This is a genomic window from Plantactinospora soyae (assembly GCF_014874095.1).
Classification (GTDB): Bacteria; Actinomycetota; Actinomycetes; order Mycobacteriales; family Micromonosporaceae; genus Plantactinospora; species Plantactinospora soyae.
On the sequence record NZ_JADBEB010000001.1, the window covers coordinates 8,451,794 to 8,464,964 of the forward strand.

Sequence of the window (13,171 nt, forward strand, 5' to 3'; positions counted from 1 at the left end):
CGGCGGAGGTCCGGGCCTCGCCTCAGTGGGCCAGCGCCTTCTCCAGTTGGGCCTTGCTCATGGTCGAGCGGCCCTTGATGTTCCGCTTCTTGGCCTCGTTGTAGAGCTGCGCCCTGGTGCGGCCCTGCGCACCCGTGTGGGACCGCTTGCCGCCCCGGTGTCCGGACGAGACGTCCTTGATCGACAGGTTGCTGGCCGTCTTCGCCTCGCCGGAGCGCGCACGTTCCTTGTTGACGGTACGCGCGGCGATCTCCTCGGCGCGCTCGGTGGACTCGCCGCGCTTCTTCGCACTGGCCTTGATGTGCTTGTACTGCCGTTCCCTCTTCGGGCTGGACCCTGCCGGCATGACCGGCTCCTTTCTCCTCGGGGGGTCGTGACGACGGATCAGAGGATGGGCTTGCCGCCGGTCACCGGGATCATCGCGCCGGAGATGTAGCTGGCCTCGTCCGAGGCGAGCAGGACGTACGCGGGTGCGACCTCTTTCGGCTGGCCGGGGCGGCCCAGCGGAGTGTTCCTGCCGAACTTCTCGACGTGCTCCGGCGGCATGGTGGACGGGATCAGCGGGGTCCAGATCGGGCCGGGCGCGACGCTGTTGACCCGGATGCCCCGGTCGCCGAGCAGTTGGGCGAGGCCGGCGGTGAAGTTCGCGATCGCGCCCTTGGTGGTCGCGTACGGCAACAGCGTCGGGCGGGGCATGTCGGAGTTGATGGAACTGGTGTTGATGATCGACGCCCCGGCGCCGAGATGCGGCAGTGCCGCCTGTACGAGCCGGAACATCGCCGTGATGTTGATGTCGAAGGTGCGCTGCCACTCCTCGTCGCTGATCTCTTCGACGGTCTCGTGCGTCATCTGGTACGCGGCGTTGTTCACGAGTACGTCGATCCGACCGAACTCCTCGACCGCCCGGTCCACGATCGTCCGGCACATCGCCGCGTCGCCCACGTCTCCCGGCACCAGGACGGCCTGTCGACCCGCCTCCTCGACGAGCTTGGCGGTCTCCCGGGCGTCGTCGTGCTCGTTCAGGTACGAGATCAACACGTCGGCGCCCTCGCGGGCGAACGAGATGGCCACCGCCCGGCCGATACCGCTGTCGCCCCCGGTGATCACGGCCTTCTTGCCCGCCAGGCGTCCGGAACCCCGGTAGGACTCCTCGCCGTGGTCGGGTTTGTGCCGCATCGCGCCCAGGGTGCCGGGTGGTTGCTGTGCCGGCTCGGACTGCTGGGTGTCGGCCATCGGGCTGCTCCTTCCCGCCGGGTGCTGGCGCCTCGCCGCAGGTGCGCCGTCGCGATCCCGTGGACGGACCGGCGAGCACGAGCACCCGGAGTATCTCCACCTTGGCCGCAGAACGGCCCGGTACGGGCCAAACTGCCCGGGCCCGATGGCCGCTAAACCCGGCCCCGCGCGACCGGAAGCCGGGTCAGGGAACGAACTGGTCGGCGGGGGGATCCAGGACGTCCCGCACCGCGACACAGGGATCCGTGCCGGGTGCGGCGGCGTGGATCGCCTCCGCCGCGCGGCCCGCGGCGTCCCGGAACGCGCCCTGCTGGTCCTCGGGAAGCCCGGCGAGCACGTGCTGCTCGGCGAGCCCGACCCGGCGTTCGGCGTCCGCCAGCACCGCGCGTCCCCGCTCGGTGGCGACGACCCGCCGGGCCCGCCGGTCGCGGGGATCCAACTGCCGCTCGATCAGGCCGGCGGACTCCAGGTCGTCGATGAGGTAGGTGAGCACGCTCCGGTCGATCGCCAGCCGGGTCGCGAGGGCGCCCTGGGTCGGCACCTCGTCGTGTACGACCACGGTGAGGATGTGGTAGCCCCGGCTGCCGTGCGGCAGGTCCCGGAGCGTCTCCTCGACGCGTTCGTGCCAGCGGCGCAGCACCATCCCGAGCGACCAGCCGAGATTCGTGGCCGACCGGCGGGCCTCCGGGAGGGCGGCGTCATCTCCATCGGCGGACATACCCCGAGCCTAGCAGTGGTCTGTTGGCCACCATATGAGTTGGCCGACAAAAGATTTGCTGGCTAGACTTCTTGTTGCGCCAACTATCACCGTGGGCAAGGAGAGGGCAATGCCCGATTACGGCCATGAGCTCCTGTTCGGCACGTTCCTCACGCCGAGCGCGAACGATCCGGACCGGGTCGTGGCGCTGGCCGAGCTGACCGAGTCGGCGGGACTGGACCTGGCCACCTTCCAGGACCACCCCTACAACCCGGACTTCCTCGACACCTGGACCCTGCTCAGTTGGGTCGCCGCCCGCACCGAGCGGCTCCGCGTCTCGGCGAACGTGCTGAACCTGCCGCTGCGCCCACCTGCCGTACTGGCCCGCGCGACGGCGAGCCTGGATCTGCTCTCCAACGGACGGTTCGAACTCGGGCTCGGCGCCGGAGCGTTCTGGGACGCCATCGAGGGCATGGGCGGAGGCCGGCTGTCCGCCGGGGACAGCGTGGCGGCGCTGAGCGAGGCGATCGACGTCCTGCGCGGCGGCTGGGACACCTCCACCCGAGGACCGCTGCGACTGCGGGGCGACCACCATCGCGTACCGGGAATGCGCCGTGGCCCGGCGCCGGCACACGACATCGGCATCTGGCTGGGGGCGTACAAGCCGCGGATGCTGGCGCTGACCGGCCGCAAGGCCGACGGCTGGCTGCCGACCCTGGAATATCTGAAGTCCCCGGACCGGGTCACGGCGAACCGCCTCATCGACGAGGCGGCGACCTCGGCGGGACGGGACCCACGGCAGATCCGGCGGCTGCTCAACCTCTTCCAGGTCGACTTCTCCGCCACCGACGGCGGGGTCCTGCGGGGAACGCCCGCGCAGTGGGTCGATCAACTGCTCCCACTCGTCCTCGACGAGGGGTTCAGCGCCTTCATCATCGGCCGGGACGACCCGCGCCTCATCCAGACCTTCGGCCACGAGGTCGCCCCCGCGCTGCGCGAGGCCGTCACGAAGGAGCGTACGACGACCGCCGCTGCGACCGGGCCGACCGTTGCCCTGGCCCGACACCGACCCGGCGTCGACCGCGCCGCGCTTCCCGCTTCGCTGGCCAACGGGGCGGTCGAACCGGGCGACCCCGAGTACGAGCGGGTCCGGCACAGCTACAGCCGCCAGGGTTCACCGGCGGTCGTGATCCGTCCCCGCGACGCCGCCGAGGTGATCGACGCGGTGACGTACGCGCGCACCCAGGACGTACCCCTCTCGGTACGCAGCGGCGGCCACGGCATCAGCGGCCGGTCGACCAACGACGGCGGCATCGTGCTCGACCTGTCGAGGATGAACCGGGTCGAGGTGCTCGACCGGGCGACCCGACGGATCCGCCTCGAACCCGGCGCCCGCTGGGGTGAGGTCGCCCAGCGGCTCGCCCGCGACGGCCTCGCGATGAGCTCCGGGGACTACGGCGACGTCGGCGTCGGCGGGCTCGCCACCACCGCCGGGATCGGCTTCCTGGTCCGCCGGTTCGGCCTGACCATCGACCACGTCGTGGCCGCCGAGATCGTGCTCGCTGACGGCACCCTGGTACGCGCCGACGGCGAGCACCACGCCGACCTGTTCTGGGCGATCCGGGGCGCCGGCGGCAACTTCGGTGTCGTCACCGCCCTGGAACTGGAGGCGTACGAGGTCGGCAACGTCGTCCACGCCCAACTCGCCGTCGACGCGACCCGGGTCGCCGAGCTGCTCCGCCGCTGGGGCCGGCTGGTCGAGGACGCGCCACGGGAACTCACCAGCTTCCTCGCGCTCTTTCCCGGCCGCCGGCAGAACCCGCCGATGGCCCAGGTCACCCTGGTCTACGCCGGAGACGACATCGAGGCGGCCGAGAACGCGCTGACCCCGTTCCTGGAGATCGGCCCGATCCTCGACCAGCAGGCGCAACTGGTGCCGTACCCGGCGATCGTCGCCCCGGCGCACAACCGGCACCACGGCCAGGGCCTGGCCGACGTCCACAGCGGCCTGCTGCGGCACGTCACCCCGGAGGCGGCCGACTCCGTCGAGACGATGATCCGTTCCGGTGACGTACTGGTCATGCAGTTCCGCTCGGTCGGCGGCGCCGTCAACGACGTGCACCGGGACGCGACGGCGTATCCGCACCGGACCCAGAACTTCTCGGTGCTCGCCGCCACCGTGCCGGATCGCCGGGCCCGGCTCGACAAGCTCTGGTCCGACCTGTCCGGGCACCTCGACGGGATGTACCTGAGCTTCGAGAGCGACACCCATCCGGCTCGGCTGCTCGACGCCTTTCCCGAGCCCACCCTCGGCCGGCTCCGTCGGCTCAAGGCCGCGTACGACCCCGACAACGTCTTCGACCGCAACTTCCCGATCCCCCCGGCGACCGGCACGGACCCGGACGAGGACGCCGACCGCGCCGGAGAGCCCCGTCGGGCGGTGGTGGTTGAATGACCGCCTCTGACCACGCCACCGCTGGGGAGAAGCCGTGACCCTGACGAGTCGTCTCGCCCGCCGGGCGGACCTGCCCACCCTGCTGCCCCTGATCGCGGCCGCGATCGCGGAGTTGCAGAAGGGGTTCCTCGACGACGCGCAGATCGAGTCGAGCCGGTCGATCATGGGCATCGACACCCAGCTCATCGACGACGGGACCTACTTCGTGGTCGAGTTGGACGGGCAGATCGTGGGCTGCGGCGGTTGGAGTCGACGGGCCACCCTCTACGGCGGCGACCACTCCCAGGGCCGGGACCCGGCGCTGCTGGATCCAGCCCGGAACCCCGCCAAGGTCCGGGCGATGTACACCGATCCCCGGTTCGCCCGACGGGGCGTCGGTCGGTTGATCCTCTCGCTCTGTGAGGCCGCCGCCGCTGCCGAGGGGTTCGGCGCGCTCGAACTCATGGCCACGCTGTCGGGCCGGCCGCTGTACGAGGTCGCCGGGTTCGTACCGATCGAGCAGGTCGAGGACCCGGCCGGCGGTACGCCCGTACGACTGGTCCGGATGCGCAAGCCGATCTCCGCTCCGGTCGCCCACAAGTAAAGATCTCCGTCGATTTTTCTCTCCAGCAGAATCATTGGCGGATGTCGTTCTGTGTGGCGGGCATCTCTCCCTATAGTCGTCGCAAGCGCGCCGGCACCGGACCCACGGGAGAGGACCGACCATGGCCACGAGACGATTTCCGGCACCGACCGACACCCCCGACCCCGCCGCCCTGGACGAGTTCTACGCCGACGTCGCCGAGGCAGACCTCCAGCCACTGTGGATGCAGGAGGGTCTGATGCCCCGCACGCCGCCCCTGCACGACGTGCCGTTCCGCTGGCGGTGGAAGCGGCTGCGGGCCCTGGCGGTGCGGTCCGGCGAACTCGTGCCGATCGACCGGGGCGGCGACCGCCGGGTGCTCGCCTTCGCGAACCCGGGCGGTGACGGCCTCCCGTACGCGACGAGCACGCTCTGGGGTGCGGTGCAGTACCTCGGTCCGGGCGAGGTGGCACCGGCGCACCACCACACGCCCGGCGCGCTGCGGTTCGTCCTGGAGGGGAACGGCGTCTGGACCCTCGTCAACGGCGACCCGGTGTCGATGAGTCCCGGCGACCTCGTCCTGACCCCGAGCTGGTGTTGGCACGAGCACCACAACCCGGGCAGCGAGCCGATGCTGTGGTTCGACGGCCTCGACATCCCGATGGTGCGGGCGATGGACGCGATCTTCTTCGAGGACGGTCCGGACCGGATGACCAACCGAGCCGTCGATCCGACGTCCCGCTCCGAACTGCGGTACGCCGGAGCCCCCGGCCTGCTACCGCTGGACGCCGAGGCGCCGCCGGCACACTCCTCGCTGCTCGCGTACCGCCGGGCGGACACCGACCGGGCGCTGACCCGACTGCTCCAGGCGGGCGCCGAGCGGCACGCCGCGGTGCGCTTCGCCGATCCGACCTCCGGAGCCGACGTGATGCCGACGATCCGATGCAGCATGCACCGCCTGCTGCCCGGCGCCCGTACCCCGACGATCCGCCGGACGGGCTCGTCGATCTGGGTCACCTACTCGGGCGCGGCGACCGCGCTGATCGACGGGCAGCGGTTCGACCTGGAGCCGGGTGACGTCTTCGCCGTACCCTCCTGGGCGCCCTTCGACCTCTCGGCGACCGAGCCGACGGACCTGTTCAGCGTCTCCGACGCGCCGGTGCTGGAGGCGATGCGCCTGGCCAGAACCGAGACCCTCCCCGCCCAGCAGGAGAGATCCTGAGATGCGGCCGTCCCGTCCCCACGTGGTCATCGTCGGCGCGGGAATCGGCGGCCTCACCCTGGCACTCGAACTGCACGACGCCGGCATCGACTGCCAGGTGTACGAGGCCGTCCCGGCGGTCACGCCGATCGGCGTGGGCATCAACGTCCTGCCGCACGCGACGGCGGTTCTCGCCCGGCTGGGGCTGACGACGCCGCTCGCCGAGGCCGGCGTCACCACCCGGGAGTCGGTCTTCTACAACCGCTTCGGGCAGCTCGTCTACCGTGAGCCCGCCGGCCGGTACGCCGGTTACGACTCGCCGCAGTTCTCCCTCCACCGCGGCGACCTGCAACGGGTACTCCTCGACGCGGTACGGGACCGCCTCGGGCCGGCCGCGGTACGGCTCGGCCACCGGTGCACCCGGGTGACCCAGGACGACGACGGCGTACGGGTGAGCTTCCGGGGCGTACCCGGCGACGAGGCACTTCCCGACGTACGGGGCGATGCGCTCGTCGGCTGCGACGGCATCCACTCGGTGATCCGTCGACAGCTCCATCCGGGCGAGGGAGAGCCGGTCTACAGCGGGGTCAACATGTGGCGCGGAGTCACCCGGTGGCCGTCCTTCCTCAGCGGGGCGAGCATGGTCCGCGCCGGCTGGCTGGCCAGCGGAAAGATGGTGATCTACCCGATCCGGGACGCGGTCGACGAGGCGGGGAACCAGCTCGTGAACTGGGTCGCGGAACTGGAGACGCCACACCACCAGCGACGCGACTGGAACCGGGTCGGCAACCTCGACGACTTCGCCGACGCGTTCGCGGACTGGCACTTCGACTGGCTCGACGTGCCGGCCCTGCTGCACGCGTCGGAGGAGGTACTCGAGTATCCGATGGTGGACCAGGAGCCGTTGGACCACTGGACCCTCGGCCGGATCACCCTGCTCGGCGACGCCGCCCATCCGATGGTGCCGCGTGGATCGAACGGAGCCGGCCAGGCGATCCTGGACGCCCACGCGCTGCGGGAGGAGCTGCACCGCACCGACGACGTGGGCGCGGCGCTGAAGGCGTACGAGTCGCGCCGTCTGCCGGCCACCGCCCGGGTCGTACGCACCAACCGCAGCCATCCGCCGGATGCGATCCTGCGCGAGGTGTTCACCCGTACCGGCGACCGGCCGTTCGCGCGGATCGAGAACGTCATCAGCGTCGCGGAACTGGCCGCGATCTCGAACCGCTACCGGGAGGTGACCGGCCACCCCACCGCGACTCGATGACGCCGGCCACGGTCCGCCGATGCCAGATCAGTCGGCGACGCCCGCGAGCAGTCCCCGGCAGACCTTCGACAACGCGTACAACTCGTTCCTGGTCTCCACGAGCCGCCGCCACCGGCAGTCCTCCTGCACCGGCATGAGGCCGTCAAGCAGCTCCCGCAGGGGCGCCAACTGCTGGACGAACCGGTCCTCGGTCATCCGTCCCGTGAAATCGGCGTAGGTCATACAGGTCGGCCCCTCCACGCCGTCGACAAACAGCAGTTCGCCGAGGGCCCGCTGCTGTAGCCGGAAGACCTGCGCGTCTCGTCCAGCGGACGACCAGGGCGTCGGGTACGTCGCCAACGCGGACGCCACCGCCTCGATCCCGCCGAAGAGCGCATCCTTCTCCTCCTGTGAGCGGAAGAGTTCGAAGTTCAGCGAGCGACGCAGTAGCTGGACGTAGCTGAAGTACGCCGAGAAGAGGTACAGCGTCGAGCTGCGAAGGTAATCGTGCGACATCGACCAGGAATCAGGCCTACGCCAGCCGGGCTCGAGTGCCGGGTAGGCGCCGCCCTCAAGAACGTTGCCCAGCCGACTGTTCAATTCGTCGGCGGCCATCAGGATCGGGGTGGTCCACTTCAGTGCTTCCCTGCGAACCGCCTCGCGGCGACTACGCTCCTCGGCCTGCCTCGCCACTTCGGTGTCACGCTCCACCTCGTGCCGCGTGGTCGCGGCCAGGGACGGCAGGGTCACCTGCTGCATCCGCTCCACCTCCACCCGCACCGACTCGGCCAACTCGCGCTTCCGGACGAACTGGAAGGTCAGCCACGCCGTGAGTGGACTGAGCACGACGGCCAGCAACGGCAGCACCAGTGTGATCATCGGCGTCGCCTGGGACTCCTCCGCCGCCAGCAGTTCCGATCCCAGCAGGGCGAGGTCGACGGTGACCATCAGTTCCAACCATCCTCACATCGCAGGAAGACTCGGTACCGAGCGGCGATTACGACGACAATCGACCGCTCGCCACCCCGGATCGGCGACCGGTCCGCACCGAGGCCGTCAGGTGGAAATATGTCAATGGGCCACCCTAGCGACCGACCATCCTAACCGGACACCACCGTCCGGGTAGGCCGGTCAATGCCGACCGGCGGCGCATCGGTCAGGTGATCGGCAGCGCGGCGGCGACGGGCCAGGCGACCATCAGTGCGCCGGCCGGGATGGTGCGCCACCAGGGCATCCCGGTCAGCCACGCCACGCCGGCCACCACGAGGTACAGCGCGAGCAGTGCCGCGAGCAACGGCGTGATGAGCGCGAGGAAACCGGGGGCCAGGCCGACGGTGGCAGCCACGGGCAGTGGTAGGCAGACTGCGGCCAGGACCGCGAGACTCCATGGTGGACGGGAGACGGCGTGCACCCCGCCGAGCAGGGCTCCGGTGGCGAGGGCGAGCACTCCGATCAGCCACCAACGCGACCCGTGCGGCGTCACCGAGGTCAGGCCGAGATGGATGGGTACGACGACCGCCGCGCCCGCCCCCACGGCCAGCGCGACGACGGTGGCTCCCGCCGTCCACGATCTGCTGTGCAGCCGTCCGGCGCCGGCCGGTCCCCGCAGATCGCCCTCGGGCCGACGGGTACCGGCCTGGCGGCGGGCCAGCACCGCTACCGATGCGAGGGTGGCCCCGGCGAGCGTGAAATAGCCGACGAGGTAGCCGGAGACCGGCGCCGGCAGCATCCGGGCCGACACCCAGCCGCCGACCAGCGCCGGTACCGGGGCGGCCAGCACCGCACCGGCAAGCCGCCCCATCGGTAGGCGGATGGGCGGTACCGGCCCGGCCGGTGGCGGGGGCGCCGCACCTGCCGGTGGCCGGACCAGTACGGCGATCACCAGGAGCAGCATTCCGATCAGGCTCAGCCCAGCCGCTGCCACCCGGCGCTTGCCGGCGATCGCCGATCGCTCCGGCTGGTGCCGCAGGGCATCGTCGAGCCAGCGCGCCGCCTCCTGGTGGGTACGGTCGGCGTAGAGCACCCCGACGTGTTCGACGAACGCCACCCGCACCATCCGGCGTCCGGCGGTGTCGCCGGCGAGCGCCGCCGCCGAGACGGAGCGAATGCCGGCCGGCTCCAGCGCGCCGACGATCAGCAGTAGGTGGCGGGGGCCGGGCTGCAGCGCGGCTGCCGTACCGTCGCCCAACGAGATCGCCACGGTGGCGGCGATCAGTGGGTCCCCGGCCCCGACCCGGACCACCGCCGCGGCTCCCATCGAGTGGCCGAGCAGCGCCACCCGCGCCGGGTCGACCTCGGGCAGGCTCCGGACGTACCGCACGACGGCCGCGAGTTGCCGGTCGATCTCGTCCGGCCCGGTCATTGGCCGGGTGTTGGCCGCGTGTCCGGCGAGATCCGGCAGGGCTACCACGTACCCCCGCCGCACCAGCGTGTCGGCAAACGGTCGCATCAGCCGCCCCGAGCCGGCGTAGCCGTGGGCGACCACGACGGCGGGTCGTCCCGTTCCGCCGCCGACCGGGCGGACGATCTCCACCGGTACGTCGGCGACGTGCACGGACGCCGAGCGCAGGTCCCGCCCGGCGGACCAGATCCCCAGTGCACCGGCCACGAGCAGCAGCACACCGAGAAGCAGCCCCGAACGCCACAGCACCGATCGGATGCGTACCAGGTTCACGAGCCACCGCTCGATCGACATGCGCTGCACCGTACCGACGTGTCGGGAACCCCACCGGGACGGCCGGCGGGAATCTCAGATCCGGCCGGCGTCGGCGGACATCGGGCCGGCAGGTGCCGGCATGGTGTCGCTGGGCTGGGACGTCGTCCTCGCCGCGTCGGCGCGAGTTACGGGTTCAGGACGATCTTCCCGGCGACGGTGCCGGACTCGGCCAGCCGCATGGCTTCGGCGACCCGGGCGAGCGGCAGTTGGGCGGCGATCTGGGCGGTGACGTCACCACGCGCAAGTGCCGCGAACACCTGGGTGAGGTCGGCACGCAACTGGGCCCGGAACCGGTTCTTGGCCAGGGCCCGACCGGCCCAGATGTTGAAGAAGTAGGCGTGGCGGCGGTTGGGCAGGGTGTTCCACAGCCCGACCCGACCGAGCAGTTTGACTACGGGCCACTGCTTTGAGCCCGTGTCGTCGCGGGTGGAGGCGCTGCCGTACGACACGAGCGTGCCGCCGGGCGCGAGGAGTCCCCAGGAGTCGACGATGCCGCGACCGCCGACGTGGTCGAAGACGGCGTCCACGCCCTCGGGGCGGAGTTCGCGGACCCGGGCGGCGACGTTCTCGGTGCGATAGTCGATCGGGAGAACGCCTCGGTCCCGCAGGGCGTCGTGGTGGCGGGCGGACGCCGTACCGATCACGGTCACTCCGGCGGCCTGGGCGAGTTGCACCAGCACCGAGCCGACGCCGCCGTTGGCGCCGTGCACGAGGATCGTCTGCCCGGTGCGGACCCGCGCCTTGCGGTGCAGCATCTGCCAGGCGGTGATCCCGTTGACCACCATGGTCTCCGCCTCCGCCGGGCCGATCCCGTCGGGCACCGGCACCACGTCGGCCGCGTCGACGAGTACGTGGCTGGCCCAGCCGCCGACCTTGACCAGCGCGGCCACCCGGGTGCCGGCCAGGCCCGGCTCGACCCCCTCGCCGGTGGCGAAGACCGTGCCGACCAGGTCGTAGCCGGGTACGAACGGGAACCCCGGTTGGTCGTAGTAGCGGCCACGGCGCATCTGTTGCTCGGCGAAGGAGATCCCGGTCGCCTCCATCGCGATCACGACCTGGCCGGGGCCCGCAGCCGGTACGGCACCGCGCCGGATCTGCAACCCTTCCGGCTCCACCTTGCCGGGCAGTACGACCTCGACCAGTCCTTCGACGTTCATGACGACCTCCATCGCATGCGGCCAACAACTTAGTGACTCTCGCTTCCGTGACAAGTTCTAACAGAACACGCCAGGAAGAGTCAAGAAGTTTCGTGATAGCCTCTAACTAGATCTTGAGGGGCAGGGTCACCTGGCACGGAAGGGCGGCAGATCATGGCGGAGGCAGGCACGAGGACTCCCCGCGAGCGCTACCGCGCCCAGGTGCGTACGGAGATCAAGGAACACGCCTGGGCGCAGATCGCCACCGCAGGGGCGTCCGCGCTCTCCCTCAACGCGATCGCCAAGCAGATGGGCATGACCGGTCCCGCGCTCTACCGGTACTTCGCCAGCCGCGACGAGTTGATCACCGAACTCGTCACCGACGCGTACCGAAGTCTTGCCGACACCTTCCGCGCGGCCGCCGAGGCCGGCGCCGACCTGAGCACGCTGGCCCACGCCCTACGCGGATGGGCGCTGGACGATCCCCAGCGGTACTTCCTCGTCTACGGCACACCCGTCCCCGGCTACCACGCACCGGACGGCGTCACCCGGATCGCGTCCGAGATCATGACGCCCCTGCTCGACGCCTGCGCCGCGCTGCCCTCGGACCGCCCCGGTACGCCCTTCGACACGCACCTCGACGACCACCGGGAGTGGGCGGCCAGCCACCCCGCCCCGTCCGTGGCCCTCCACCGCGCCCTGGTCTTCTGGACCCGACTGCACGGCATCCTGTCCCTGGAACTCGCCGGCCACTTCACCGGGATGGGCTTCGACCCCGCCCGACTGTTCACCGCCGAACTGGACAACCTGTCGGCGCCCTGACCACGCCGGGCGGGCCGGCAGGAGCAGGGGTTGACTGCGGCGACTCCGCCGGCTGCTCGCGAGTCAGGCGACGCCATCGACAGTCTCGTGGGCGGCGCCGTCTCCCCGGTCTCGCACCCACCACAACGCCGGCCCGCGCCGGCCGCGCTGTCCATTGGGCACCGGTGGCGCACCCCGCTTCGGCCTGGTCCTGGGCCCCCCGACGGCGCGTCCAGTCATATTCCAGTCGTGCATGACAACGTGCTTTCGAACCAGGGCGGCATCGACGGGCTTGACCTGGTCGCGACCCCCAGCGGAGGGAGACTTTAGGTGAGAGCCAGATTGTTACGTGGCATCGCCATGACGGCACTGGCGGTGGTGGTGCTGCTGCCCGGTGCGGCCACGCCGGTGCAGGCGACCACCGGCCAGGCAATCAAAAAGGTGGGTGAGGTCGCCTTCCGACTGTTCCTGGACGCCCGCCAGGGCGACCTGACCGAGCAGCAGCTCATCCAGGCACTGCAGGAGTTCGTCGCGGTGGTGGGCGAGGCCGAGGACGCCATCCTCACCCACCTCGACGCGGTCGCCTCGGCTCCGTGGGTCGGCGCCGCCGAGCACGCGATCCTGGAAGTTCCTTCCCTACCCCTGCTGACCGAGGACGCGCTGCTGGACTACGCGCTGGAGGTCGCCCTGCACGCGCGCCAGGCCAAGAGCGTCTTCGACGCCGTGGACTCCGACTCCGAGGCCGACCACCTCGGCTTCGCCGTCTACTCGCTCTACTCGGTCGGGCTCGAGGCACGGGTCGCGGCCGGGCTCGGCACGAGCACGTACATGCCGAACTTCCGGACGGCGATGCAGGCGATCGTCGACCGGCTGAAGCCGAGGTGCACCTCACGGGAGGGCGACATGGATTACCATCCGTCGATTTACCACGTGGTACACACCTGTACCACGCCCCACGGCCCCCGCACCTTCCAGGACTACCAGGTCAGTGGCGAGTGGCGGGAGGGACCGTGGACCGGGGCGACGCTCGAGGCCGCGGCCGGCGCCGGCACGAGCTGGGAAGTGGCCAGGGACGCCCTGCAGCGGATAGACAACGGGGGCCGGTGAAGATGAGGACCAGGCTG

Annotated in this window: 12 protein-coding genes; 6 read left to right on the plus strand and 6 right to left on the minus strand. The window is 70.9% G+C overall.

From position 1 onward, the window contains the following. Positions 1-22: 22 nt before the first annotated feature. From H4W31_RS36995 to H4W31_RS37005, 3 genes are all read right to left on the minus strand, one after another. Positions 23-346 (minus strand): plasmid stabilization protein, encoded by a 324-nt coding sequence (locus tag H4W31_RS36995; RefSeq protein ID WP_192770840.1) that lies wholly within the window; start codon positions 344-346, stop codon positions 23-25. Between the two features lie 38 nt (positions 347-384). Then, positions 385-1,233 carry a glucose 1-dehydrogenase gene (locus tag H4W31_RS37000; protein ID WP_192770841.1) on the minus strand — a complete coding sequence of 283 codons (849 nt, stop codon included), beginning with the start codon at positions 1,231-1,233 and terminating at the stop codon, positions 385-387. 184 nt (positions 1,234-1,417) lie between these two features. Next, positions 1,418-1,951, minus strand: coding sequence for a MarR family winged helix-turn-helix transcriptional regulator (locus tag H4W31_RS37005; RefSeq protein ID WP_192770842.1), 534 nt, complete (start codon positions 1,949-1,951; stop codon positions 1,418-1,420). 109 nt (positions 1,952-2,060) lie between these two features. Here H4W31_RS37005 and H4W31_RS37010 point away from each other — a divergent pair, with 109 nt between their 5' ends. The 4 genes from H4W31_RS37010 to H4W31_RS37025 all read left to right on the plus strand — a co-directional run bounded on the left by H4W31_RS37010 (position 2,061) and on the right by H4W31_RS37025 (position 7,415). Continuing rightward, positions 2,061-4,385 (plus strand): LLM class flavin-dependent oxidoreductase, encoded by a 2,325-nt coding sequence (locus H4W31_RS37010; protein WP_192770843.1) that lies wholly within the window; start codon positions 2,061-2,063, stop codon positions 4,383-4,385. A 34-nt stretch (positions 4,386-4,419) separates the two neighbouring features. Continuing rightward, a complete protein-coding gene (locus H4W31_RS37015) occupies positions 4,420-4,968 on the plus strand; it encodes a GNAT family N-acetyltransferase (RefSeq protein ID WP_192770844.1) in 549 nt (182 codons plus the stop codon). A gap of 121 nt (positions 4,969-5,089) precedes the next feature. Further along, entirely contained in the window at positions 5,090-6,169 is a 1,080-nt protein-coding gene (locus H4W31_RS37020; protein WP_192770845.1) for a cupin domain-containing protein, read from the plus strand. A 1-nt stretch (position 6,170) separates the two neighbouring features. Beyond that, positions 6,171-7,415, plus strand: a complete 1,245-nt coding sequence (locus tag H4W31_RS37025; RefSeq protein ID WP_192770846.1) for a flavin-dependent oxidoreductase — start codon at positions 6,171-6,173, stop codon at positions 7,413-7,415. A gap of 27 nt (positions 7,416-7,442) precedes the next feature. Here the strand turns inward: H4W31_RS37025 and H4W31_RS37030 are convergent, their stop codons facing one another. From H4W31_RS37030 to H4W31_RS37040, 3 genes are all read right to left on the minus strand, one after another. Further along, positions 7,443-8,342: a hypothetical protein gene (locus H4W31_RS37030; RefSeq protein ID WP_192770847.1), complete on the minus strand. Its 900-nt coding sequence runs from the start codon at positions 8,340-8,342 to the stop codon at positions 7,443-7,445. A 208-nt stretch (positions 8,343-8,550) separates the two neighbouring features. Then, the gene (locus tag H4W31_RS37035) at positions 8,551-10,089 is read right to left on the minus strand and encodes an alpha/beta hydrolase (RefSeq protein ID WP_192770848.1); all 1,539 of its coding nucleotides are present in this window, start codon (positions 10,087-10,089) and stop codon (positions 8,551-8,553) included. 146 nt (positions 10,090-10,235) lie between these two features. Beyond that, positions 10,236-11,267 (minus strand): medium chain dehydrogenase/reductase family protein, encoded by a 1,032-nt coding sequence (locus H4W31_RS37040; protein ID WP_192770849.1) that lies wholly within the window; start codon positions 11,265-11,267, stop codon positions 10,236-10,238. 153 nt (positions 11,268-11,420) lie between these two features. On the opposite strand from H4W31_RS37040, the gene H4W31_RS37045 reads away from it, so the two are divergent. Both H4W31_RS37045 and H4W31_RS37050 read left to right on the plus strand, forming a co-directional pair. Beyond that, positions 11,421-12,068, plus strand: a complete 648-nt coding sequence (locus tag H4W31_RS37045) for a TetR/AcrR family transcriptional regulator (protein WP_192770850.1) — start codon at positions 11,421-11,423, stop codon at positions 12,066-12,068. A gap of 309 nt (positions 12,069-12,377) precedes the next feature. Continuing rightward, positions 12,378-13,154, plus strand: coding sequence for a hypothetical protein (locus H4W31_RS37050; protein ID WP_192770851.1), 777 nt, complete (start codon positions 12,378-12,380; stop codon positions 13,152-13,154). Positions 13,155-13,171 lie beyond the last annotated feature (17 nt).

Excerpts from the sequence above, each read along its gene's own strand:
- H4W31_RS36995 (WP_192770840.1), bottom strand. The coding sequence starts at position 346 with ATGCCGGCAGGGTCCAGCCCGAAGAGGGAACGGCAGTACAAGCACATC.
- H4W31_RS37000 (WP_192770841.1), bottom strand. The coding sequence starts at position 1,233 with ATGGCCGACACCCAGCAGTCCGAGCCGGCACAGCAACCACCCGGCACC.
- H4W31_RS37005 (WP_192770842.1), bottom strand. The coding sequence starts at position 1,951 with ATGTCCGCCGATGGAGATGACGCCGCCCTCCCGGAGGCCCGCCGGTCG.
- H4W31_RS37010 (WP_192770843.1), top strand. The coding sequence starts at position 2,061 with ATGCCCGATTACGGCCATGAGCTCCTGTTCGGCACGTTCCTCACGCCG.
- H4W31_RS37020 (WP_192770845.1), top strand. The coding sequence starts at position 5,090 with ATGGCCACGAGACGATTTCCGGCACCGACCGACACCCCCGACCCCGCC.
- H4W31_RS37025 (WP_192770846.1), top strand. The coding sequence starts at position 6,171 with ATGCGGCCGTCCCGTCCCCACGTGGTCATCGTCGGCGCGGGAATCGGC.
- H4W31_RS37030 (WP_192770847.1), bottom strand. The coding sequence starts at position 8,342 with ATGGTCACCGTCGACCTCGCCCTGCTGGGATCGGAACTGCTGGCGGCG.
- H4W31_RS37035 (WP_192770848.1), bottom strand. The coding sequence starts at position 10,089 with ATGTCGATCGAGCGGTGGCTCGTGAACCTGGTACGCATCCGATCGGTG.
- H4W31_RS37040 (WP_192770849.1), bottom strand. The coding sequence starts at position 11,267 with ATGAACGTCGAAGGACTGGTCGAGGTCGTACTGCCCGGCAAGGTGGAG.
- H4W31_RS37045 (WP_192770850.1), top strand. The coding sequence starts at position 11,421 with ATGGCGGAGGCAGGCACGAGGACTCCCCGCGAGCGCTACCGCGCCCAG.